Here is a 23,845-nt window from a genome sequence, read left to right as displayed (position 1 = left end):
TCCGTACACGTCACCTTCATTTTCGAATCCGGCTTTCAACCCATTGTGACACCTGCTGCACCACAACGTCTGAGGCCTGTGCCAGCGCCTGCACCGCACCGGCGGCATTTGCCGAGCCGGCAACCTGCTCCACATGAAAAAGCTTTTGCTCCAGAACTTCCCCATTGCGCAGCAATGTCGCACGCAACTGAACCACCCCGGCACTATGCTGCTCACTGGTAAAGTGCTGTGAAAAATCCTCTAGCGTCAGCAGCAGTATCCAGCCTTCTTTACCGGACCACTCTCCATACAGAACCACCGGATAATGCAGCCCCAACTGCTGCTGCAATCTGATCCGCAGCATTTCCGCCGGGGGCTGTGCCCACCGGGACTCGTTATAGACCCTGGGTTCATACGACTGCGCCTGTGCAAAACGATACACAATCCGTTGCCCGTCAATCACGCCGCGGGCATCAATCTCCGGAATCACAATCACATCCTGCTGAGCAGAAGGAGGCGTAGCCGCCACAGACGCAGGCGTCCACACCCCCAGATCATACTGAACCGGCTCCGGCCCCCGGGGACCAATGGGTGCACACGCTCCCACAATGGCAGCCATTGCCAGCAGGAAAAACACTCGAGACAGATTCAAGAAATAACGGCTCATGGATTTCCTCTTTGTGATGAGTAAGGTGATTCAAACCCTGCTTCTCCAGGGCCCGGCCGGGGCTGCCCATAGCCAAAAATCAAAGACTGCGGCTGTCCGTCAAGCCGCTGTAAAAACCGCTTCAAAGACGAAAACATCCGGTCAGCACTGCGGGCCGCCTGGTCAATGCGCGGCAATGTCACAGCATTCAAATGATCTGCCGCGCCTGCCAACGCCTGTGTTCCAGCCACAATGTTTTCAATAGCCCCGCCTGGCGCCACCAGTCCGGAAACCATTTTATCGGCATTATGTGCCAGACTTCTGACCTCGCTCAGCGTGCTGCTCGCGTCGGTCATCACCCGGTCCATCTTGGTATCCAGCGTCCGGCTCAATTGTGAAACCTGGTCTGCCGCCTGCCCAATACTCTCGACCGCACTGAACAGTGTCTGTTCATTGTCTTTTGATAACCAACTGTTCAGATTCTTTAATGTGTCTTCTGCCTGGGTCAGCACTCCCTGTGCTGTTTCCGCAAAACTTTGCAGTGTATTGGCCTGCAGCGGAATCTGCGGCACCCCGGAGGTCTCATCTGTATAAAGCGGCTGGCCGCGCTGATCCGTTGGCGATTTCAAGTCATTCATCAACTCAATATATACCAGCCCTGTCACCCCCCGGTAATTGAATACAGCATATGTTGAGCGGGTAATCGGCGCCTGTTCATCAATCTGCATCCGAATACGCACTTTATCCGGTTGGTCCGCAAGAAACTCAACCGACTCAACCACCCCGACATTGATCCCCTGCAACTGAACACTGGCCTGTGGTGCAATGCCGTTGACAGAACTGGTGGTCACGATGTCATACGGAACACGCACCGTCTTGTCCTTTGAAAACCAAAGCACAACACAGATCACCATGGCAATCATGATCACCACAAACGCGCCAGCTATGGTTGCATGCGCCTTGCTTTCCATTAAAAATCTCCTTGTTCTGACTTCGCCACTGGCTCTTGCCGGGCCTGCACGGACAAATCACTTCGATCTGTCAGTGCCCCCTGCGCACGTTTGCCACGTGCGCCATTAAAAAAGTGGTCAATAAAAGGATGCTTAAGCTGAACCACTTTTTCAGGTGCATCCATAATCAATACTTTTTTTTCTGCCAGCACCGCCACGTGTGTTGCCACTTCAAAAATAGTATCCAGGTCATGCGTCACCATGACCACGGTCAACGCCATTTCCCTGTGCATTGACGCCAGCAGCGCCACAAAATCCTCAGAAGCTTCCGGGTCCAGCCCGGCGGTCGGCTCATCCAGCAGCAACAGCGGCGGATCCATGATCAGCGCCCGGGCCAATGCCACCCGCTTGATCATGCCCCCGGACAGGTCTGAAGGCCGTTTCCAGGCATCCGTCATTTTAAGCCCGACCATCTGCAGTTTGACTGCCGCACTTTGCAATGCCGCTTCACGCGATACCGCGCCATGCTCCAGCAGCGGAAATGCAATGTTTTCAATCACCGAAAAAGTTGAAAACAACGCCCCCTGCTGAAACAGCATGCCAATCCGTGCTGCCGCCACACGCCGCAATTCCGGCGCATCCGGCGGGTTGCCCTGAATCATCACGCTTCCAGCGCTCGGGTGCAACAGCCCAAGCATTTGTTTAAGCAGCGTCGTTTTCCCCGAACCCGAGCCCCCCACCAGCGCCACGATCTGCTTGCGCCGGACAATCAAATTCACATGCTCGTGAATCACAGCGGTGCCAAACTGGGTTTTCAGGTCTTTCACCTCAATCACCACATCATCATCCTGCCCTGAAGAGGATGATGCAGGTGCTGCAGCATGGATGTTTTGCTGGGCTTCTGTCATATCGGCACATTCCTGCACAGAATCGCAAACACGGCATCCGCCAGAATCACTGCGGTGATGGAAGTCACCACGGAGGCCGTGGTGCCATTGCCCAGACTTTCGGTATCTGATTTCACCCGCAGCCCATAGTGGCAGCCGATCAGCGCCACTAGTATGCCAAACACAACGCTCTTGCCCAGATTCATCCAGATGTTTCCCATGGACACCGCTTCAGGCAGGCTTTGCAGGAAATACTGGTATGAAATATCCATCGACATTCCGGCAACCACCATCCCGCCAAAAATCATCATCAGCGAAGTCCACATCGAAACCAGCGGCATCGAAAATGCCAATGCCACAACCCGGGGCCAAACCAGACGATATGTCGCCGGAATCCCCAACACATGCATGGCATCCAGCTCTTCGCGCAGGCGCATCACCCCGATCTGGGCTGTGATGGTAGAGCCGGAGCGCCCCGCCACCAGAATGGCTGCCAGCAACGGCCCGATTTCACGCATAGCGGTCAGCCCGATGAAATTCACAATATATTCTTGGGCGCCAAAAGTACGCAACAAGTTTGAGAGCAAATACACAAACACCACACCAATCAGCAAACCGACCAGCCCTGTAATCGGCAGCGCCTGCGCGCCCATGCGCAAAACCTGTGCGGACAAATCCTTCCATGGCGCCTTGGCCGGATTTTTGATAACCCGCCCGGTATCCAGAACCCACTGGCCTAACAACTGCATAAACACCAGCAGGTGCTCCATCAGCCGAAAGAATGCATACCCCAGATTCGCCAGTATGCCGTTACGCGGAGCAGGTGCTGCCAGCTCATCGCTTTGGGATACGGTAAAAGCCTCCAGCCGCTTAAACAAATCCGCCTGCCCCGGCTCCAGTTGAATTTTCTCGGGCAACTGTCCGCTCCAGCACTGCCATAACAACTGGGCACCAATATGGTCCAGCCGGATTCCGGTCAAATCCCATTGGGTTTGAGGCGCTTTTTTTTGCAGCAACTGCTGCCGTAACTGGTTGACCTGCCTGCGGTTTTGCAACGCGGCAACCACCCAGTCCCCCTCAAGCACGCAGGCCTGTCCCTCAACCTTCAGAGACGGCGGGTTTAATTGCAAAGAATGAGAGGCCAAGGTCATTTGTAATGGGTTACGTCAGAATTACAGAGGAGTGTTCAATTTCTTCTGCCGGGTTTGGGCATACATTTTATCTGCTGTAGTTTACATGACCTGCTGAAAACACGTGAAAGGCGCAGATTCGCAGCATTCCGTCCTGATGACAAAAAGCCTTCTGTTTCTGCACCCCATAGGGTCCGGCATTCGATCATGCGACCGGTGGCTTGCCTCTTTGGTGCAGATTAAAAACAAAGTTCTGCGGTCCAAAAGCCTGCTTGAGATAATCCACGGCACAGTGGATCTGGTGTGCACCGCACATAAAGATATCAATCGCAGCAAACTGGTGCTCAGGCCAGGTATGGATACTGATATGGGACTCGCTGAGCAGTAACACACCCGTGATCCCCAGGTTTTGTCCAAAATGGTGAAAATTGCTCTGCAATACCGTCGCCCCTGCTAAACGGGCCGCCTCCAGCAAATACTGCCGGATCAGCCCCTCATCGCAAGCCAACTCTGCATCAATACCGTAAAGGTCGAGCAGCCCATGCTCACCAACAGCAGGAAAGGTTGCTCCCATCATTATTTATGCCAGATGCTGCCGCTACGGCCACTGCTGTAGGAGCTGCCCGAAGTCCAACTGCGATCCGGGCCGGATACCCAGTAGTTGATACCCGTGCCAATCAAAACCACCGTAATGCAATACCAGATAAAAAAATCTTTCATATCGCCACCATCTTTTTGCAGTTAATCATCTTCCGCTTCTGAAAAAGGAGACCCCAGCAAGAGATACACGACAACCGTCACCATGATGACGCCAATCAGCCCGCCCGAACTCAGGCTGCGCATAAAAGCCGGTATGTTCAACACGATGAAAATGATCATCATCACACTGGCAGTATGTCCACCCGAAACCCCAGCCCCGCGGGCCAGCGCTACCTGCTCCAGGTCCGGGCGGCCAAACCACTTCGCCAACTCTGCTGCACTGACAGGCCGTGAAACACTCCAGTTCAACTCTTCACGGGTCCGCTCCGCGCACAGCTTGCCTTTGTCATAGCGGTAATCCTGGTAATAAGTAATGTCACCAGGCTGAATATGCCAGTAGAAAGCACCTGCCGCATAGGCTACTTCACCGCCGTAATTGTACAGCTTGGTCAGCCGTTTTCCTGCTGACAGCGGCTCTAACCGCTCGTTAAACTCAGGCCAGCTATCCGGCGCATGGGATATGTCCCATTTGCCCTCACTTTGCACCAGCCACTGGAACCCTTTTTGCGGATGGTAAAGCAGATATTCCATCCAGTCGGCACTTTCAATCGGTACATGTTTGCGCCGGCCCTGGATGTATTCCAGGGTTTCATCAGGCAGCAACTCCTGAATTTTGGTCATGCCGATCAGCGTCCATTGGACGCCGTTGATCTGCGCCACCTCGCCCAGTTTCAGCGGGGCCTGTGCAATTTGAGCCTGGCGCATTTCATAGGTCTGCATCACCTGCGCCTTGTTCTCATCCAGGTTGATGTCGCTGTGGCAACTGGGGCAGATGATATTTTGCGCCACCCCCGGATACCAGTCTAAAGAGGCGCCGCAACTGGGGCATTTGAATGCCGTGCGCTGCCCCCGGAGTTTTCCGGCCGTTTCCTGGATCTGCTCATTGGAGCGCAGATTCTGACAGCGCAGGTTTTCCAATGTGACCGCTTTGCCATGGTATACCAGAGGTGTTTTGGGGTCCTGGCTGTAATCCAGCGTCATGAACAGTTGCCGGTGCCGGAAATCCGCGCCCAGCACAAGCTCGTCTTCTTTGAGTACAAACGGCAACTCACCCCGCGCATTGGCCTTGACGCTGGTGGCGTTCCGCACGTCAGAAGCCACAAAGCTATACTGGGCATACTGCACCTGCGTAACGCCTGCCACAATATCTTTGAACGCCGGCGGTTTATTCAGCGGCTTGGCAATGCGGGTCATGACATACTGACCACTGAAATCAGCCAGCCAGCCATATGAGCTGTCATCATAAAGCACATACCACTCATTCCAGAAGCCGCGGCTGTACTGAACCTGCAGTTGCCCGATGATGGTAAACGCTTTGCCCTGAAATGTACCGCTGGTATAAAGCTGCAGAGGAGAAAAGTTCTCAATCAGCGCCGATTTTTTCCCAGAGTCGACCGCACCATCGCCCGAACGGATCAGCGTACTGTGGCAATACTCGCAGACCACCAGCGCAGATGTTGCCGAATACACAGGAACCGTTGCACCGCAACTGGGGCAACTTAAAGAAAAAACCGCGTTCAAAGCCATACCAACCAATCAGCCTAATTTATATTTTTTCTCGATATCATCCCACCAGCTTTTTCAGAATTTCCGTTTTGGTCGCGTCATAATCCTGCTGCGTGATCAGCCCCTTGTCCAGCATCTCTTTCAGCTTGGCCAGCTTGGCATCAGGCGACTCCTGCCGTGGAGCAACGGCCGGCTCTGCCGGGTTTGCGGCAGCCGGTGCGGCCTGCGCGCCTGCGGCCATGTTCTGCGCCATGGCGGTAGACATGACCTGGCCCATATTCATACCGGCAGCCAATCCGGCGCCGATACCGGCAATGCCACCTTCATTTTGTGCCGCCAGCGGGATACTGGAAGCGGTCTGGTACTGCGTGTACTTGCCCATGTCGCCAATAATCCCCATGGAAATGCGCTCATCCATGGCTTTTTGCAGCGCTTCGGGCAGCGTGATGCTTTCCACCGCAAACGTATCCAGCTCCAGACCGTAGCACTCAAACGCCGGTGCCATGGCTTCGGCCATTTTCTGCGACAGCGCCATCTGGTTGGCTGCCATATCAATGAACGGAATCTCCGAGCCGCCAAACAGGCTGCTCAGCGTCGTCATGACCAGGTTGCGCAGTTGCCCTTCCAGGGTTTTGCCATCGTACTCGCTGCAAACCCCGGAGATCTCTTTGAAGAAATGGGCCGGGTTGGTAATGCGGTACGAGTACATGCCGAAAGCACGCACACTGACAATACCAAACTCCTTGTCGCGGATGGTGATCGGCTGGGGTGTGCCCCATTTACGGCCAAGCTGCAGTTTGGTATTGAAGAAATACACATCCGATTTAAACGGTGATTCAAAAAACTTGTCCCAGTTTTTCAGATACGTCAGAATCGGCAGCGTCTGCGTATTGAGCTTGTACATGCCCGGGCCAAATGTATCAGCCACCTTACCTTCATCGACAAACAGCGCCATCTGCGACTCACGCACTGTCAGTTGCGCGCCAGTCTGAATTTCCTCATCCTGCATGGGAAAGCGCCACACCAGAATTTCATCCTGCGGATCAGGCCACTGGATGACATCAATAAACTGCTTCTTGATAAAACTCATCAGTCCCATACCAGACTCCTTCTCAAATCCTCAAATTAAAAATGTCGTTTCAGCTCAGGCATGCGGCATTGATAATGCCAATACCCAGCGATATCACGCAAAACAGCGTACCCACGGCCACATTGTTATCTTCCAGTTCCATCCTGGCATTGGGAATCAGGCGTGCAATCACAAAAAACACCAGCAACTGCACCACCGCAGAACACGCCCCCCAGACCATGAACGTCAGCAGGTTGTCTGCGTGCGCGATGCTGGAGGCCAGCGTCAGAGAGAACCCGACCAGCGCGCCGCCAAATGAGAGCGCCGCAGCAACACAGCCTTCTTTAATCAGCGTCAACTCCTTGACCGGCGTCATATGGACATATATGAAGATAAACACCGCCATCATCAAAATACCGGCACCGATATACGATAAATATAACGAAAACTGGCTAAGCGTAATGGTGATACTCATAAACTCTCTCTTTGTTTGTCCTGCTCTTTTTCACAATCCGGCATTCACATGTAACCGAAACGATAAATACTGACGTCAATGCCATACAATGCGATAATTCTTTCGCACTTCAAAATCCTGTCGCAACATCAAAAGCTGGATCTGCATCGCATTTTCTTACATGAAATGACAGAAACGCTCATGGATTTTGGCGATGATACCATGTGTACGTCAAGGTAAACTATTTTTTAACGCTTCAAAATCATTTTTGCATCAAACAGCCGCATTTATGCATCTTTTTTCACATTTGCCCACTGATGCCCCCGGTTGCAATCCTGTATGTTAAACCGCACACTCATTATTTCCGTTTTCATTGTTGCCTCCTGCGGACTGGCCTATGAACTGATTGCCGGCGCGTTGTCCAGCTATCTGCTGGGGGACTCCATCCTGCAGTTCTCCTCCATCATCGGCAGCTACCTGTTTGCCATGGGTATTGGCGCGCATCTGTCCAAATATGTCAAAGACGAAGACGCACTCGCCCGGTTCATCGACATAGAGTTGCTGGTTGGCCTGATTGGCGGCCTGTCTGCTTTATTTTTGTTTGTGGTATTTGCCTGGGCTGCCGCGCCATTTCGCACCGTGCTGTATGCGCTGGTACTGATCATCGGTATTCTGGTCGGCATGGAAATTCCACTCGTGATGCGTGTGCTCAATCTGCGCGAAACGGACTTCAAGGAAATGGTCAGCAAGGTGCTGACATTTGATTACCTGGGAGCGCTGGCAGTTTCGTTGCTGTTCCCGCTGGTGCTGGCGCCGCGGCTGGGCATGTCGCGCACCGCACTGTTGTTTGGCGTGCTCAATGCCGCAGTCGCTTTTCTGGCTACCCATATTTTCCGCCGGGAACTGCCCGGCTACCGGAAAATACATGTCCGCTCCACAGTGGTGCTGACATTGCTCATCACCGCTTTTGTATTTGCCAACAAGGTCACCTACTGGGCCGAACAATCCTATTTTGGCGACCCGATTGTCTATACCACCACAACCCCCTACCAGCGCATTGTCATCACCCGCTGGCAAGATGACACCCGCCTGTTTCTGAACGGCAACCTGCAGTTCTCCTCCAAAGATGAACACCGCTATCACGAAGCGCTGGTATTGCCCGCCATGGAAGCCTCTCCGCAAGCCAGGCACATTCTGGTGCTGGGTGGCGGCGACGGGCTGGCCGTGCGTGAAATACTCAAATACCCTCAGGTAGAAAGCATTACGCTGGTTGACCTGGACCCGGCCATGACTCAGTTGTTCACAACGTCGGCTGACTTATCTGAGCTGAACCGGCAGTCACTGAGCAATCCTAAAGTTCAGGTGATCAACGACGATGCCGGGAAGTGGATCGAAACCAACCGGCAGGTCTATGACCTGATCATTGTTGACCTGCCGGACCCCTCCAACTTTGCATTGGGCAAACTGTACTCGGTACCGATGTACCGCCAGCTCTCACGCTCGTTAAGCGACCATGGGTACATGGTGGTGCAGTCCACCTCGCCTTATTTTGCGCCCCGCGCCTACTGGTGCATTGTGGAAACGTTAAAAACGGCCGGGTTTACCACCTGGCCTTACCATGCGTATGTGCCATCTTTTGGAGAATGGGGTTATGTGCTGGTCAGCAAGGCACAACCGTTTACACCACCGGAACGCTACAGCGTGCCGGCCCGCTTTCTCAATGGCTACACGACCAGGCTGATGTTTGACTTTCCGCCCGATATGCAGGCCATGGAGGTTCAGCCCAATTACCTTAACACCCAGGCACTGGTGAATTATTTTGAAGCCGACTGGAATAACTCTATCCGCTGACATATCACACCATGACTGAACCCACCTGGACCCGCAGACGCCTGGCAGGCAACGCTTTAGGGCTTGCGGCTGCCAGTGCTTTTCCATGGTACTGGTATACCTACCTCAGGCCCCAGCCGCCCCGGATCAACGTACATCGTCCGGGCATCACCATGGGGCACCAGGTACGTGACCATCGGTCATTTCCAGCGCCCGAGCATACCTGGTCATGTGACGTCATGATCGTCGGCAGTGGCGCTGCCGCCTTAACTGCCGCCTGGAAACTCAAACGTGAGGGATATACGCGCTTTGTCATGCTAGAAGGCCCCGAACCCAATGGCAATAATGCAGGCATCACCAACCGGGAGCTCAATTACCCGAGCGGCGCACACTATCTGGCACTGCCATCGCAGGAATCGCGCCACATCCGTGAAATGCTCGCAGATATTGGCGTGCTGCAAAGCGACCCCTATGCCTTGGCGCCGGTATATGATGAAATGGTCCTGGTACATGCCCCGGAAGAAAGACTGCTGCACAACGGCACCTGGCAAGAAGCCATGCTGCCGCAAGAGGATGCGGACAGCGCCCGTTTTTTTGCGCTGGTCGAGCAGCTTAGCCAGACCAGGGGCAACGATGGCAGGCCCTTGTTTGCCATTCCGCTGGCGCTTTCATCACGTGATACTGAGTGGCGTGCGTTGGACGGCATGACCTTCCAACAATGGCTGCAGGACAACCATTACCAGTCACCTTCTCTGCTGTGGTATTTAAATTACTGCTGCCGCGACGATTACGGCCAGGGTATTCAAAAAGTTTCCGCATGGGCCGGACTGCACTACTTCGCCTGCCGTACCGGACATGCCCAGCACGCCGGCAAAGGCGCGGTACTGACCTGGCCCGACGGACTGGCCACGCTGAGCAACAAGCTGCGTGATTTTGTTGGTTTTCAAAAGCAATCTGCTTTTGAGCCGCAACTGGATATAGGCCCCGTCAACATGGCCGGCACGCTTTTGCAGGCACAGGAGCACCCGGATCATGTGGAGCTGCTGATCGGCATCATGAACCAGCAGCAACTGCAGACGGTGCGTGTACAGGCCCAAAAAGTCATTTGTGCCATGCCGCTGTATATTGCTTCGCATGTTGTGCAAAATATCAAACAATACGGCTTTGAACCAGCCATACATATGCCGGTATACGCCCCCTGGATGATTTCCAATTTTGTATTCACCTCTTTCCCCAACGAGTCAGAAGGCGCCCCCTTATCCTGGGATAACGTTGTGCACAACGGGCCGGGACTGGGTTATGTTGTCTCCACCCACCAGCTGATCCGCGCGGCCAAGCCGGAACGCACGGCCTTCACCGCCTACTATGCAATGGACGAGGCAGAGCCCTCAGCCGTGCGCAACTGGATGATAGAGGCCAACGAGCAAAAGCTGGTTGACAAGGCCATCAGCGATCTGAAACTGGCTTACCCGGATGATTTATCGCGGCATCTGCAGCAAATTGACATTACCCTGCGCGGCCATGCCATGGCCAGCCCGACACCGGGCTATCTGAACAACGAAGGGCTCAAAGCGCTGCAACAAAATAACAGCCGCATGCTGTTTGCGCACTCCGATTTGTCTGGCTACTCGGTGTTTGAAGAGGCGGCATGGTGGGGTTATCAGGCGGCTTTACGCATACTGTAACCCATAAAAAAACCTTGCCAGCGTTTTGGCAAGGTTTGGCATTCTGCGCTGATCCGTTTAAAACGGGATATCGTCGTCCATATCGTCAAAACCCGAGCCTTCATTGGCAGAACTGGCGGGCTGGCGCGCCGGAGCCGAAGCGGGTTTGCTTGCCGGCTGCTGCGCTGCTCTGGGTGCATAACCGCCATCATAACCGCCACCGCCGGAGCCGCCGCCATCGCCTCTGCCGCCCAGCAGCTTCATGCTCTCCGCAATGATTTCAGTGGTATAGCGGTCCATCCCCTCTTTATCCTGCCATTTGCGGGTACGCAAACGACCCTCAATGTAGCAGGAACTGCCTTTTTTCAGATACTCGCCTGCAATTTCGGCCAACCGGTCATACAGCACAACGCGATGCCATTCGGTTTCTTCCTGCCGCTCACCCGTATTGCGATCTTTCCATTGGCGTGACGTCGCCAGCGTCAGATTACATATCGCCGAGCCCGATGCCGCGTACCGTATTTCGGGATCACGTCCAAGGTTTCCAATCAGAATCACTTTATTTACCGATGCCATGAGCCTGTGCTCTCCTGTTACTTACTTTGATACTTGTCTAGATTATGCCTGACCCATCAAAAATTACCCAGGGCAGCCATAAAACGCCCACTCAGGTCATTTTAAGAATTGCGCAATAACTGGCTTTTTTCCAGAGGTGGCGCAATACACACCACCACCAGCCAGATCAACACCAGTATGGCACATACGGAAAATACCACGCTGTTACCAAAAAAGGCGCTGATATGCCCACCTAAAATACCGCCGGCAAAAAAACCCAGTGACTGGGTGGTGTTATACACCCCCAGCGCCAGCCCTTTGGACTGTGGCGGCGCCACACGGGAGACCAGCGAGGGCAAACAGGCCTCCAGAATATTGAACCCGAGGAAGAACAAAAATACCGCTGACAGCAGCACTGTCGGGGTTTCCCACCCAAAAGCCAGCAATGTCTGTGTGCACAGCAAGACCACAATGGCGCTGATAAACACCAGCCGCATCCGGCCATATTTTTCCGCCATGATGATCGCGGGCACCATCAGCGCCAGGCTGCCCACCAGCGCAGGCAGATACACTTTCCAGTGCGCGCCCTGCGCCAGCCCGACATATTTAACCAGCGCAACCGGAATCACAACAAACATGGCCACCTGCATCAGGTGCAGCAAAAAAATACCCAGGTTCAGACGCAGTAATTCTGGCATCAGCAACACATCGCGCCAGTGCGGTTTGTCACTTTGCTGCCGTGCCTGATCTTCCCGGGGTACTTCAGCAGGAACCACAAACAGCACCGCCGCAATCGCCAGCAGTGCCAGTACTCCGGTGCCCCAGAACAACCCGTCCATACCAATGCGATCATAAAGAATGGGGCCAAACACCAGGCTGCAGGCAAATGTCAACCCGATGGAAGCGCCGATCATCGCCATCGCGCGGGTGCGGACTTCTGCCCTTGTGGTATCTGCCACCATGGCGGTGATGGCCGCAGAAATAGCCCCCGCACCTTGCAGTGCACGGCCCACAGCCATCATACGCAACGTCTCTGCCTCGGCTGCCACAAATGAGCCGAAGGCAAAAATCAGCAGCCCGATCACCATGATGCGCTTACGTCCGAAATGGTCGCTTGCCAGCCCCAAAGGGATCTGCATCAAAGCCTGCGTCAGGCCATAAATCCCCAGAGCAATACCCAGCAGCAGCGAGTTGTTACTGCCAGGCAATGTATCGGCATACAAAGACAATACCGGCAGCACCAGAAACAGCCCCAGCATCCGCAATGCAAAAATACCCGCCAGTGAGATGCTGGCACGGCGTTCCAGTGGCGTTAAACGCAGGTCTTTTACAGAAGTCATGGTTCTGCCCCCCAATGACCCGGCCACCAGTCAGCCAAACAGAAGTCTCTGTTTAAATGGTTTTTGACAGACATTTCATGTCTTCGCAATGCATCGTGGTTGAATTTATGAATAAAACATACTGTAGCGTAATTTTATTATTCCGGCATTACTGCCCGGATTACCTGCAGACCTCTCCTTTTTACGCCGTTTTAGATAAAACGGTAAAATAAAACCAATGATTCTCTGCAGCCTTCAGGTGCAGAGATTGGTTATTTAATCTGCGGTTTTTCTGTATCGCTTTTTCTGAGAGGTTCTCACCATGGCTCTTGTCTCAATGCGCCAGCTTTTGGATCATGCCGCCGAAAATGGCTATGGCATTCCGGCTTTCAACGTCAATAACTTGGAACAGGTTCAGGCTGTGATGTCTGCGGCAGATGAAGCGGGAGCGCCTGTTATTTTGCAGGCCAGTGCCGGCGCACGGAAATACGCAGGAGAGAGTTTCATCAAACACCTGATCCGAGCTGCCGTGGAAGCCTACCCGCATGTGCCGTTGTCCATGCATCAGGATCATGGTCAAAACCCCGCAGTTTGCCGGGGTGCGATTGACCTCGGGTTTTCGTCCGTCATGATGGACGGCTCCCTTGAGGCTGATGGCAAAACCATTTCCTCCTACGAATACAACGTCAAAGTCACCCAGGAAGTGGTGAAAATGGCGCATCCGTTAGGCGTCACGGTAGAAGGTGAACTGGGTTGCCTGGGCTCTCTGGAAACCATGACAGGCGACAAGGAAGACGGACACGGTGCCGAAGGCACGATGACCGCAGAACAGTTGCTTACAGACCCCGAACAGGCGGCTGACTTTGTCAGACAAACGCAACTGGATGCGCTGGCGATTGCCATTGGCACCAGCCATGGCGCCTATAAATTTACACGCAAGCCCACCGGCGACATTCTTTCGATCCAGCGGGTTAAAGAGATTCATGCCCGCATTCCCAATACCCACCTGGTGATGCACGGCTCTTCCAGCGTACCGCAGGAATTGCTGACCATTATTCGCCAGTACGGTGGTGATATGAAAGAGACCTATGGCGTTCCGGTAGAGGAGCTTCAGGAAGCGATCAAATACGGTGTGCGTAAGATCAATATTGATACCGACATTCGCCTGGCGATGACCGGGGCTGTACGCAAATACCTGCAGGAAAACCCAGACAAGTTTGACCCACGTGACTTTTTGAAGCCCGCCCGCGAAGCCGCTAAAGCCGTCTGTAAAGCACGCTATCTGGCTTTTGGCTGCGAGGGACAAGGCGCAAAAATCAAGCCCATTGCACTGACAGACATGGCAGCCCGCTATGCCAAAGGTGAATTAACCCAGGTTATTAAATGATTTCTGGCGTATCTGCCATGTTGACTTCATGACAGGCACAACACATTTTTAACTGAACTTTGCTCACGTATGCATTTGCTTTGTGTTTCATTTTTACAACAACACTTCGGCGAATGCATCATGCGCTTTTGACTGCCTGAAAGACCATGATGAACTCCACCGTTCTTGATCCTGCCATTTCTTCTTTGCCCTTGCTGTCCAAAGGCAAGGTCCGTAACAACTATGCTGTAGGAAAGCACCAGATTCTGATGGTTGCCAGTGACCGGCTTTCCGCTTTTGATGTCATTCTGGATCAGCCGATTCCAGGCAAAGGCATTTTATTGACCCAGATGGCCTTGTTCTGGTTTGAGCGGCTCAAACACATTGTGCCCAACCATCTGACAGGGATTGACCCTCAGACTGTTGTGACGAAAGAAGAGATCCCCCAGATTCAAGGGCGGGCTATGCTGGTTAAACGGTTACAGCCAGTCATGGTTGAAGCGGTGGTGCGAGGCTATCTGGCCGGCAGCGGCTGGAAAGAATACCAGCAATCTCAAACCATTTGCGGCGTTGGCCTGCCAGCCGGTCTGCACAATGCCGATCAGTTGCCAGAACCCATTTTCACTCCCGCAGCCAAAGCGGCAGTGGGAGAGCATGATGAAAACATCACTTTTGCAGAAATGTCCAACCGCATTGGCGCTTCTTTAGCCCGGCAGATTCAGGATATTTCCGTCCAGTTGTACCAGCAGGCAGCCGCCTTTGCTTTAACCAAAGGCATTATCATTGCCGACACTAAATTTGAGTTTGGCATTGATGACAATGGCCAGTTGACGCTGATGGATGAAATCCTGACCCCGGACTCTTCCCGCTATTGGCCTGTGGATGGTTATGAAACCGCGCATGCTGCCGGACAAAACCCGCCCAGCTACGACAAACAGTTTGTACGTGACTGGCTGGAAGCCGTCCGCATTGACGGAAAGCCGTGGAATAAACAACCTCCAGCCCCCACCCTGCCCGAGCAGGTCATGCAACAAACTGCAATGAAGTATCAGGAAGCATTTACAAAGCTGCAGGGCTGATGCTGCAAAGCCGGAAAAGGGCTGGCTTGGTCAACAGATGCCTTCTTTTTACTTTGCATCATTGTGTTACAGATAAATTGTTATTTTGGTGCATTTTTGCGCATTTTTGAGGTGTGATTGACACGTATCCCCCTTTATATTGCTTGCGAACCTATGCTTTGCGCTTAATTTAGCATATCATTTAGTTTGCGTTATTTTGTTTTTACCTGTAACGGTTATGGCTGATTCAACTTCTTTTGCCAGTCCGCAGGAGGGCAATATTCAAATCCCCCCTGTCGCGCGTAAGCTCATCGATGAAAAGCAACTGACACAACAGCAAGCTGAGCAATTGCTGGCGAAAGCCCATGGGAAAAATGGCAGTTTCATTGGCGAACTGATAGATGCCCATATCGTCAATGAAGCTATCCTCGCGCACACCATCTCCACATTGTTTTCAATGCCTTTGGTCGATATCAGTGCCATTGACCTGCAAAAAATACCCAAGGACAAAGTTGACGTCAAACTGATGAGAGACTTTCAGATTCTGCCCCTGAGTATCCGGGGCAGCAATCTGGTCATGGCGACTGCAGATCCGACGCTGAGCGAAGTACAGGAAAAAATCAAATTCACTTCGCAGATGCCGGTAGACTGGGTCATTGCCGAGGCCGACAAGCTTAAAACAGCCGTTACCGGCGCGACAAAATCGACAACCGAATCACTCAAACAGATTGTTGGCAATGAGCCTTTTGATTTTGGTGAAATTGCCGCAGCTTCAGCAGACGAACCACCACCGCAGGAAGATGAGGTTGATGAAGAAGACGCGCCTATCGTGCGTTTTCTGCATAAGATGCTGGTTGACGCCATTGAAATGAAGGCTTCCGACTTGCACTTTGAACCGTATGAGTTTTCTTACCGGGTCCGCTATCGTGTGGACGGCGAGTTACGGGAAATTGTCCACCCGCCGGTTGCAATTAAAGAAAAACTGGCGTCGCGTATCAAAGTGATTTCGCGCATGGACATCTCGGAAAAACGTGTTCCCCAGGATGGTCGTATGAAACTGCGCATCAGTGCAGATAAAGTCATCGACTTTCGTGTCAGCACCTTGCCAACGCTGTTTGGCGAAAAGATTGTGATCCGTATTTTGGATCCGTCATCTGCCACACTGGGCATTGAAGCATTGGGCTATGAGCCGGAAGAAAAGAAACGCCTGCTGGATGCGATTGCCAGGCCTTACGGCATGATTCTAGTGACCGGCCCGACCGGCTCCGGTAAAACGGTTTCACTGTATACCTGTTTAAACCTGCTGAATAAACCCGAGGTCAATATTTCCACCGCAGAAGACCCTGCTGAAATCAACATGCCCGGCATCAACCAGGTCAATGTGAATGAAAAAGCCGGGTTGACGTTTGCGGCGGCGTTACGGTCTTTCCTGCGTCAGGATCCTGACATCATCATGGTGGGGGAAATTCGTGACCTGGAAACGGCCGATATTGCGATTAAGGCGGCCCAAACAGGTCACTTGGTGATGTCTACGCTGCACACCAACGATGCGCCCACCACCCTGACCCGTTTGCGCAACATGGGTGTTGCCCCATTTAATATTGCATCCAGCGTCCTACTGATCACGGCTCAGCGTCTGGCTCGGCGCCTGTGTCCAAAATGCAAGACCCCGGCAAATATTCCAAGGCAAACCCTGGTACAGGCCGGCTTTCGCCCGGATGAAATTGATGGCACCTGGCAGCCGTATCGCCCGGTTGGTTGTCCTGCATGCAATAATGGGTATAAAGGCCGGGTAGGTATTTACCAGGTCATGCCGATTTCAGAAGAAATTCAGCGCCTGATTCTCTCTGATGGCACAGCCATGGATATTGAAGCGCAAACCATCAAAGAAGGCATCAGAACATTACGCCAGTCGGGGCTGGTCAAAGTCAAAGCAGGATTAACCTCCTTGGAGGAAGTGGAAGGGTGCACCAACGAATAAAACAAATGGTGCCGATTGGGAATTTTATATAATAGTTGCAATATACTCGAGGGAACGGGAGTGATATATGGCCACAGCAAGATCAAGACAAGTGCCAGAATTGTATTTTGATTGGACCGGAAAAGACCGGCGCGGCAAAGTCATCAAGGGTGAGTTGCGTGCACGTGGTGAAGCTGCGGCTACCGCACAGCTTCGCAGGCAAGGCATTATTGTCACCAAAATACGCAAACGCCGCACCAGCCGTGGCAAAAAGATCACGACTGCGGATATTACCGTATTTACCCGACAATTGGCGACCATGATGCGGGCCGGTATTCCTTTGCTGCAGGCCTTCGACATTGTCGGGCAAGGGCACCCCAACCCCAGCATGTCACGCCTGCTGGACTCTATCCGTAAAGACATTGAAACCGGTACCAGTATGGCCAATGCTTTTCGCAAGCACCCAATGCAATTCAATGCGCTCTACTGCAACCTGGTAGAAGCAGGGGAAGCCGCCGGTATTTTGGAAGGCCTGTTAGACCGCTTGGCGCAATACCTTGAAAAAACGGAAGACCTTAAGCGCAAAATCAAATCCGCTCTCATGTATCCTGCCGTTATCATTTTAGCGGTGATTGTTGTGGTTGCAGTGATGATGATCTTTGTGATCCCTACGTTTAAAACCGTTTTTGAAGGCATGGGAGCAGAACTTCCTGGACCAACCCAGTTTGTCATGAGCATGTCTGAATTTTTTGTGGCTTACTGGTGGGTCATGCTGGGGATTATCATTGGTGGTGGCTACTTCTTTTTTCAAGCATATAAACGCTCCGAAAAACTGCGCAACCGCATCGATAAATTCTTATTGAACATGCCCATGTTCGGCCCATTGGTCACCAAATCTGTCATTGCCCGCTGGACAAGAACACTGGCCACCATGTTTTCCGCTGGGGTTCCATTGGTAGATTCACTCGATTCAGTGGGAGGAGCCTCTGGCAACGCGGTTTACCGGGAGGCAACCCGTAAAATTCAGCAGGATGTAACCACCGGTACCAGCCTGACCATGGCAATGAGCACTGCCGATGTATTCCCTCCATTGGTGCTGCAGATGACTGGCATTGGCGAAGAGTCCGGCGCGCTGGATGATATGCTGGGCAATGTCGCTGATTTTTATGAAGCAGAAGTAGACGAAATGGTCAAGGGACTGTCATCAATGATGGAACCACTGATTATTATTCTTCTTGGGGGTGTTGTTGGGGCGCTGGTCGTTGCCATGTACCTGCCGATCTTCAACCTCGGAAATATCATGTAATGATTGAAGCGCTAATTGCTTTACCGACAGGGGCCTTCGTGGCTCTTGTTGTCATTTTGGGATTGCTGATCGGCAGCTTTCTCAATGTTGTGATTTACCGCCTGCCCAAGATGATCGAACGCGATCAGGATGAGGCTATTGCAGAAGTCATTGAACAGAAAATCACAGGCAACGCTGATCTGGACTTTCTCCCGCTATTATCAACCTGCCCGAATTGTCAGCACACATTCCGCTGGAGCCAGGGCATTGCGGTCTCTGCCACAGAAACTGCGCCAAAAAAGTCATTTAGTCTGACTTACCCGCCATCAGCCTGCCCGCATTGTGGTCACAAAATCCGCTGGTGGGAAAATATTCCTGTCATCAGCTGGCTATTCCTGCGTGGCCGCTGCTCATCGTGTAAGGCACGCATCAGTTTTCGTTATCCTCTGATCGAACTGTTAACCGGTATTCTTTTTGGTGTGGTCGCCTGGCACTATGGAGCCACCATACAAACCATTCTGTGGTGTTTTTTTGTGGCCATGAACATCGCCATTGCCATGATCGACTGGGATACCACCTGGCTGCCGGACTCTCTCAGCCTGACATTGATGTGGGCAGGTTTGCTGGCAGCCTTGATAGGCTGGAGTATCCCTGTAGCCGGTGCAATGTGGGGTGCTGTATTTGGCTACATGATTTTATGGATCGTGGCTACGCTGTTCAAGCTGTTAACCGGGCGTATCGCCATGGCCAATGGCGACTTTAAAATGCTGGCTGCACTGGGTGCGTGGTTTGGATGGGAATTTTTATTACCTATTTTGCTGGCGTCTTCATTGGTAGGAGCCATTATCGGCCTGACACTGAAGGCCATTCAAAGTAAAACCGGCCTGTTTGAAGGCAAATATATTCCTTACGGCCCTTTTCTTGCCGGGGCAGGCCTTCTCATTTTGATCTGTTCTCCCAGCCGAATTCAGGCATGGTTTCCTTTTCTCTTTTTCTAAAGACCCAATAGAGATATTTTCAGGAGCGTTTGATCATTTCTACATGATGGAGGAGACTGTGCAATGACAATATTGCGTGCCGGCCTGACAGGCGGCATAGGCAGCGGGAAAAGCACCGTCAGCGCTATGTTTCAGCGCCTGGGTGTTCCCGTCATTGATACCGACCAGATCTCACGCCATCTGACCCAGCTTCAAGGTGCCGCCATCCCGCACATCAGAGCTGTTTTCGGTCATACATTATTTGACGCAGATGGCAGCTTATCCCGCCAGCGGTTGAGAGAACTGATTTTTGGCTCTCCCGCTCATAAAAAGCAATTAGAAGGTATTTTGCATCCTCTCATCCGGGAAGAAGCCGAAAAACAATTTACGCAATATGCTCATCAGTCCGATGTCGTCATATTTGATATTCCACTGCTTGCACCTGGCAGTGTTTGGCTGCAAAGCTTGCAACGTATCCTTGTCATCGACAGTCAGGAGCAAACTCAGATTCAGCGTGTGGTTTCCCGTTCCGGCTGGTCTGCCCAGCAGGTCAAGGCCGTCATTGCACAACAGGCCAGCCGGGAACAACGCCTGAGCATTGCCACCGATGTGATTGTCAATGATCATATCACGCTGGATCAACTGGAGCGTCAGGTTCAAGGCATATTGGACCAGTGGCGCCAGCCCGGCACGGTTTAACCAGCAACCCAATCAACCGCAAATTAACATACACATACCCTCCAATACACATGCATGCATCAGATTGTGCACAATATGTCAAAATAAGCTTTGTCCCTACGCATTTGAAATAAAGGTCTTTTGTGATTCTTTACGAACACCCCTTCAATGAACGTATCCGTACCTGGCTCCGGCTGGAGCGCCTGTTTGTCTATTTGGGAACACTGATCAGGCGCGAAGAACTGATCGACCACCATTATGCTTTGCATACCTTGTTTGAAATCATGGATGTGGCTTCCCGCTCAGACCTCAAAGCAGATATTCTGACTGAACTGGATAAGCAAAAGCAAATGCTGAATTCACTGCACGGCAACCCGGCCATTTCGGAAGAAACGCTGGCCCAAGTCATTGGCCAGTTGCAAGCATGCTATGACTCCCTCAACCAGCAGGGCAGCATCCGGGCCGGCACCGAACTTGCCAATAACGAATGGCTGATGGCGGTCCGCAATCGCATGTCCATTCCAGGGGGTACGTGTGAGTTCGACCTGCCGGCCTACCATGCCTGGCTGCATTACCCGGCCAAGGAGCGTCTGGCCAATCTTTATGGATGGGTCGCACAAATGGCTCCTCTGGCTGATTCGGTGACCAACCTGCTGCAATTATTGCGTGATGGTGGTATTTTTCAAAAAGCCCTGGCAACACAGGGGCAGTTTGAACTTTCGTTACCCCCTGGTCGTACTTTCCAGCTCCTGCGCATCATGATTGATGAGCGTACAGGCTTATTGCCGGAAATCAGCGCCAACCGCCTGTTGATTTCATTACGCTGGGTCAGACAGGATGCCAACTGGAAATTACTCTCTGTCAAAGAAGATGTTGATTTTGAATTTGCATTGTGTGCTTGAACCTGTGTCAGTGATCTGTTATTGCCCTGAATAAAAGCGAAAAAACAATGACCACACCACCTACTTCACGCCAAGTCAAATGCCCTCGCTGCGGTAAAACGACGTTATACAGCCAAGACAACCGCTGGCGTCCGTTTTGCAGTGAACATTGCTATACACTAGACTTGGGAACATGGGCCAGCGAGAACTACCGGATCAGCGAAAAAGAAGGCACGGATTCACCTCAGCAGGAAGAACCGTAAACCCCCTCCGCTGACAGCCAGTCCAATATCGGGAATGCACCCGGCAAAACAGGTGCTACGGTTAAAGGAAGATGTTGCCAGGCAAATTGCTGCCCTTCCCGCATCTGTAACGCTCCTGTCCAGGCATTCACTTTGCACCAGTGAAGCCGAACCAGATTGTGCGGGTAATCATGTTCCGTCACTTTCCAAATCTGTGCCGCACCGATGAGCACCCCCAGCTCCTCCTGCAGCTCGCGGCGCAACGCCTGTTCCACCGTTTCCTCCGCTTCCAGCTTACCGCCGGGAAACTCCCAGTAACCGGCCATGGGCTTTCCTGACGGGCGTGACGTCAGCAATAACTGGCGATCAGCAGAAATCAAAATACCTACGGCAACATCAATCCGCTTTTGCGTTTTTTCACTGTTCATCAAAAAGGTCTTTCCGTTGCCTGGGCACGCCCGGCATAATCACGCGCAAACTGGTAGGCCACCCGTCCCGAACGCGATCCACGCTCCAAAGCCCACACCAGCGCTTCAGCGTTCGCCTGTTCAATATGTTGGGGCGACACCTCAAAATGCAGCAGCCATTGCCGGACAATCGCCAGATACTCATCCTGGTTGAACGGATAAAAACTCAGCCACAGGCCAAAGCGTTCGGACAAAGACACTTTCTCTTCAACCACCTCACCCGGATGCAGTTCACCATCTGCGGTATGGCGGTAGCTGTCATTGTCTGACATGTACTCAGGCATCAGGTGGCGCCGGTTGGATGTCGCATAGATCAGTACATTGGCACCTGTTGCACTGACACTGCCATCCAGTATGGACTTCAGCGCCTTGTAACCCACTTCTCCTTCGTCAAACGAAAGATCATCGGCAAAAATAATGAATTTTTCCGGTCGCTCGCTTACGCATTCGACCAGGTCAGGCAGATCCATCAGGTCAGTCTTGTCCACCTCAATCAGACGCAACCCCTGGCCCGCAAAAGCATTCAGGCAGGCTTTCACCAAGGAGCTTTTCCCCGTCCCGCGCGCTCCGGTCAACAGCACATTATTGGCCAGCCGGCCCTGTACAAACTGCTCCGTATTGCGTACCAGCCTCTCTTTCTGCGCATCGGTCACGGCAATATCACTCAATAGAATTTCAGCAACATGCCGCACCGGCTCCAACACGCCATGGCCTGAAGCGCGCTTGCGATACCGGAATGCCGTGGATGCATTCCAGTCCGGCGCACGCAATGGCCCTGGTAGCGCATCTTCAATGCGCGCCATCAACTCCTCTGCCCGCAATAAAAACGCTTTCAATTCCGGTGTCATGATCGGTAATCCGCATTGATGGATACATAATCATGACTCAGGTCGCACGTCCATACGGTTGTTGATGCCGCACCGCGCCCCAGTTGCACCCGCACTGCAATTTCTGCCTGCTTCATGACACGCTGTCCGTCTTCTTCCTGATAATCCGGATGACGCCCGCCACGGGTCACCACATGCACATCATCAAGGAATAGTTCAATCTGGTTTTGGTCAAGGTCTGCAATACCCGCATAGCCCACAGCCGCCAGAATGCGCCCCAGATTCGGGTCACTGGCAAAGAATGCGGTTTTCACCAGGGGCGAATGCGCTATCGCATATGCCGCCTGAGCACATTCCTGCTCGTTGTTTCCACCTTCAACAGTGATGGTGATGAATTTGGTCGCACCTTCACCATCACGGATAATGGCCTGGGCCAGTGTCTGCGCCACCTGCTTCACTGCGGCATACAGTTTCCGGCCTGCTTCACTGGCCAGACTGTCAATCACCGTCTTTCCACGCCGCTGGGTTGCCATGACAATGAATGAATCATTGGTCGACGTATCACCATCCACCGTAATGCGGTTAAATGATGCATTGGCAGCCTGTTGCACCAGCTGCTCCAATGCTTCGGCTGAAATTTTGGCATCTGTTGCCACAAACCCGAGCATGGTCGCCATATTCGGGTGAATCATGCCCGAGCCTTTGCTGATACCCGTCACCGTGACCGTCTCACCATCCAGTTCAATCTGTACCGATGCCGCCTTGGGGATGGTATCGGTCGTCATGATCGCGGTCGCGGCGTCCAGCCAGCCGGCTTCTCGCCCATCAGCAACCGCCGCAGGCAGTCCAGCAACCAACCGATCTAGCGGGAGCATTTCCATGATCACCCCGGTTGAAAAAGGCAACACCTGTTGCGCATTGACCTTCAAAAGCTGAGCCAGTTCCGCACAGCTTTGTTGCGCCGCAGCCAGTCCGGCTTCCCCTGTTCCGGCATTGGCATTGCCGGTATTGATCACCAGTGCACGTACTGCGGCACTCTGCGCCAGATGCTGCCGGCATACCTGTACCGGTGCCGCGCAGTAACGGTTTTGCGTAAAAACGCCAGCAGCCAAACTGCCTTCAGCCAGTTGAATCACCGTCAGGTCTTTTCGCCCTGCCTTGCGTATACCCGCCTGCGTCACGCCGAGTTTGACACCAGCTACGGGAAAAATTGCCTTGGGATCAGGGGTGCTGAGATTAACCGCCATTTTTGATATCCTTTATGACCTCTCAAAGTTTATTATTTTACAACGCTTACAGCCGCCTGCCCGTTAAATAGTTTGCGTGGTAAAAAGCTGTATTGCCGTGATACAAATC

24 protein-coding genes are annotated in these 23,845 nt (G+C 52.7%); 10 read left to right on the top strand and 14 right to left on the bottom strand.

Translation table 11 applies throughout. The features are described from left to right. Window positions 1-16: 16 nt before the first annotated feature. The 9 genes from CUZ56_RS09785 to CUZ56_RS09750 form a co-directional block, all read right to left on the bottom strand. A complete protein-coding gene (locus tag CUZ56_RS09785; protein ID WP_126980208.1) occupies window positions 17-646 on the bottom strand; it encodes an ABC-type transport auxiliary lipoprotein family protein in 630 nt (209 codons plus the stop codon). Beyond that, window positions 643-1,596, bottom strand: coding sequence for an MlaD family protein (locus CUZ56_RS09780; RefSeq protein ID WP_126980207.1), 954 nt, complete (start codon window positions 1,594-1,596; stop codon window positions 643-645). The genes CUZ56_RS09785 and CUZ56_RS09780 overlap by 4 nt, the downstream gene beginning before the upstream one ends. Continuing rightward, a complete protein-coding gene (locus CUZ56_RS09775) occupies window positions 1,596-2,483 on the bottom strand; it encodes an ABC transporter ATP-binding protein (protein ID WP_126980206.1) in 888 nt (295 codons plus the stop codon). The genes CUZ56_RS09780 and CUZ56_RS09775 overlap by 1 nt, the downstream gene beginning before the upstream one ends. Beyond that, window positions 2,480-3,607, bottom strand: a complete 1,128-nt coding sequence (locus tag CUZ56_RS09770) for an MlaE family ABC transporter permease (protein ID WP_404948034.1) — start codon at window positions 3,605-3,607, stop codon at window positions 2,480-2,482. Before CUZ56_RS09770 ends, CUZ56_RS09775 begins: the two co-directional genes overlap by 4 nt. Window positions 3,608-3,797: 190 nt before the next feature. Beyond that, window positions 3,798-4,169 carry an adenosylmethionine decarboxylase gene (speD, locus tag CUZ56_RS09765; protein ID WP_239442366.1) on the bottom strand — a complete coding sequence of 124 codons (372 nt, stop codon included), beginning with the start codon at window positions 4,167-4,169 and terminating at the stop codon, window positions 3,798-3,800. After that, window positions 4,169-4,312: a hypothetical protein gene (locus CUZ56_RS15780; protein ID WP_162615317.1), complete on the bottom strand. Its 144-nt coding sequence runs from the start codon at window positions 4,310-4,312 to the stop codon at window positions 4,169-4,171. The genes speD and CUZ56_RS15780 overlap by 1 nt, the downstream gene beginning before the upstream one ends. A gap of 21 nt (window positions 4,313-4,333) precedes the next feature. Next, window positions 4,334-5,878, bottom strand: coding sequence for a DUF4178 domain-containing protein (locus CUZ56_RS09760; RefSeq protein WP_126980204.1), 1,545 nt, complete (start codon window positions 5,876-5,878; stop codon window positions 4,334-4,336). Window positions 5,879-5,915: 37 nt separating this feature from the next. After that, complete coding sequence (locus CUZ56_RS09755) at window positions 5,916-6,956, bottom strand: SPFH domain-containing protein (RefSeq protein WP_204250874.1); 1,041 nt, start codon at window positions 6,954-6,956, stop codon at window positions 5,916-5,918. A 40-nt stretch (window positions 6,957-6,996) separates the two neighbouring features. Continuing rightward, window positions 6,997-7,401, bottom strand: a complete 405-nt coding sequence (locus CUZ56_RS09750) for a DUF350 domain-containing protein (RefSeq protein WP_204250873.1) — start codon at window positions 7,399-7,401, stop codon at window positions 6,997-6,999. A 318-nt stretch (window positions 7,402-7,719) separates the two neighbouring features. On the opposite strand from CUZ56_RS09750, the gene CUZ56_RS09745 reads away from it, so the two are divergent. Both CUZ56_RS09745 and CUZ56_RS09740 read left to right on the top strand, forming a co-directional pair. Then, on the top strand, window positions 7,720-9,231 hold the full coding sequence (locus CUZ56_RS09745) for a polyamine aminopropyltransferase (protein WP_126980203.1): 1,512 nt from the start codon (window positions 7,720-7,722) through the stop codon (window positions 9,229-9,231). Window positions 9,232-9,242: 11 nt separating this feature from the next. Further along, window positions 9,243-10,895, top strand: coding sequence for an NAD(P)-binding protein (locus CUZ56_RS09740; RefSeq protein ID WP_126980202.1), 1,653 nt, complete (start codon window positions 9,243-9,245; stop codon window positions 10,893-10,895). A gap of 57 nt (window positions 10,896-10,952) precedes the next feature. Here the strand turns inward: CUZ56_RS09740 and CUZ56_RS09735 are convergent, their stop codons facing one another. After that, window positions 10,953-11,450 (bottom strand): single-stranded DNA-binding protein, encoded by a 498-nt coding sequence (locus tag CUZ56_RS09735; RefSeq protein WP_126980201.1) that lies wholly within the window; start codon window positions 11,448-11,450, stop codon window positions 10,953-10,955. A gap of 101 nt (window positions 11,451-11,551) precedes the next feature. Beyond that, on the bottom strand, window positions 11,552-12,769 hold the full coding sequence (locus tag CUZ56_RS09730) for an MFS transporter (RefSeq protein ID WP_126980200.1): 1,218 nt from the start codon (window positions 12,767-12,769) through the stop codon (window positions 11,552-11,554). A 301-nt stretch (window positions 12,770-13,070) separates the two neighbouring features. On the opposite strand from CUZ56_RS09730, the gene fba reads away from it, so the two are divergent. The 8 genes from fba (at window position 13,071) to CUZ56_RS09690 (ending at window position 21,216) form a co-directional block, all read left to right on the top strand. Next, on the top strand, window positions 13,071-14,135 hold the full coding sequence (gene fba, locus CUZ56_RS09725) for a class II fructose-bisphosphate aldolase (protein WP_126980199.1): 1,065 nt from the start codon (window positions 13,071-13,073) through the stop codon (window positions 14,133-14,135). Window positions 14,136-14,284: 149 nt separating this feature from the next. Continuing rightward, window positions 14,285-15,193, top strand: coding sequence for a phosphoribosylaminoimidazolesuccinocarboxamide synthase (locus CUZ56_RS09720; RefSeq protein ID WP_126980336.1), 909 nt, complete (start codon window positions 14,285-14,287; stop codon window positions 15,191-15,193). A 217-nt stretch (window positions 15,194-15,410) separates the two neighbouring features. Next, the gene (gene pilB / locus CUZ56_RS09715) at window positions 15,411-17,153 is read left to right on the top strand and encodes a type IV-A pilus assembly ATPase PilB (protein ID WP_126980198.1); all 1,743 of its coding nucleotides are present in this window, start codon (window positions 15,411-15,413) and stop codon (window positions 17,151-17,153) included. A gap of 67 nt (window positions 17,154-17,220) precedes the next feature. Beyond that, window positions 17,221-18,438, top strand: coding sequence for a type II secretion system F family protein (locus CUZ56_RS09710; RefSeq protein WP_126980197.1), 1,218 nt, complete (start codon window positions 17,221-17,223; stop codon window positions 18,436-18,438). A 38-nt stretch (window positions 18,439-18,476) separates the two neighbouring features. Beyond that, window positions 18,477-19,415, top strand: coding sequence for a prepilin peptidase (locus CUZ56_RS09705; RefSeq protein ID WP_239442363.1), 939 nt, complete (start codon window positions 18,477-18,479; stop codon window positions 19,413-19,415). A gap of 63 nt (window positions 19,416-19,478) precedes the next feature. Further along, a complete protein-coding gene (gene coaE / locus CUZ56_RS09700) occupies window positions 19,479-20,093 on the top strand; it encodes a dephospho-CoA kinase (protein WP_126980195.1) in 615 nt (204 codons plus the stop codon). A 122-nt stretch (window positions 20,094-20,215) separates the two neighbouring features. Further along, the gene (zapD, locus tag CUZ56_RS09695; protein WP_126980194.1) at window positions 20,216-20,974 is read left to right on the top strand and encodes a cell division protein ZapD; all 759 of its coding nucleotides are present in this window, start codon (window positions 20,216-20,218) and stop codon (window positions 20,972-20,974) included. Between the two features lie 47 nt (window positions 20,975-21,021). Beyond that, the gene (locus CUZ56_RS09690) at window positions 21,022-21,216 is read left to right on the top strand and encodes a DNA gyrase inhibitor YacG (protein ID WP_126980193.1); all 195 of its coding nucleotides are present in this window, start codon (window positions 21,022-21,024) and stop codon (window positions 21,214-21,216) included. Here the strand turns inward: CUZ56_RS09690 and CUZ56_RS09685 are convergent. From CUZ56_RS09685 to argJ, 3 genes are read right to left on the bottom strand one after another with little or no spacing between them, the layout of a single operon-like run. Next, window positions 21,198-21,623 carry an NUDIX domain-containing protein gene (locus CUZ56_RS09685; protein WP_126980192.1) on the bottom strand — a complete coding sequence of 142 codons (426 nt, stop codon included), beginning with the start codon at window positions 21,621-21,623 and terminating at the stop codon, window positions 21,198-21,200. The two genes, CUZ56_RS09690 and CUZ56_RS09685, sit on opposite strands and share 19 nt — an antisense overlap. Next, window positions 21,623-22,510 carry an ATP-binding protein gene (locus tag CUZ56_RS09680; protein ID WP_126980191.1) on the bottom strand — a complete coding sequence of 296 codons (888 nt, stop codon included), beginning with the start codon at window positions 22,508-22,510 and terminating at the stop codon, window positions 21,623-21,625. The genes CUZ56_RS09685 and CUZ56_RS09680 overlap by 1 nt, the downstream gene beginning before the upstream one ends. After that, the gene (argJ, locus tag CUZ56_RS09675; RefSeq protein WP_126980190.1) at window positions 22,507-23,736 is read right to left on the bottom strand and encodes a bifunctional glutamate N-acetyltransferase/amino-acid acetyltransferase ArgJ; all 1,230 of its coding nucleotides are present in this window, start codon (window positions 23,734-23,736) and stop codon (window positions 22,507-22,509) included. The genes CUZ56_RS09680 and argJ overlap by 4 nt, the downstream gene beginning before the upstream one ends. Between the last annotated feature and the right edge of the window lie 109 nt (window positions 23,737-23,845).

It is taken from the genome of Saezia sanguinis (genome assembly GCF_003991585.1).
GTDB lineage: Bacteria > Pseudomonadota > Gammaproteobacteria > Burkholderiales > Burkholderiaceae_C > Saezia > Saezia sanguinis.
Note: the sequence above shows the minus strand (reverse complement) of the source record. Positions and strands in the feature narration are given on the sequence as shown.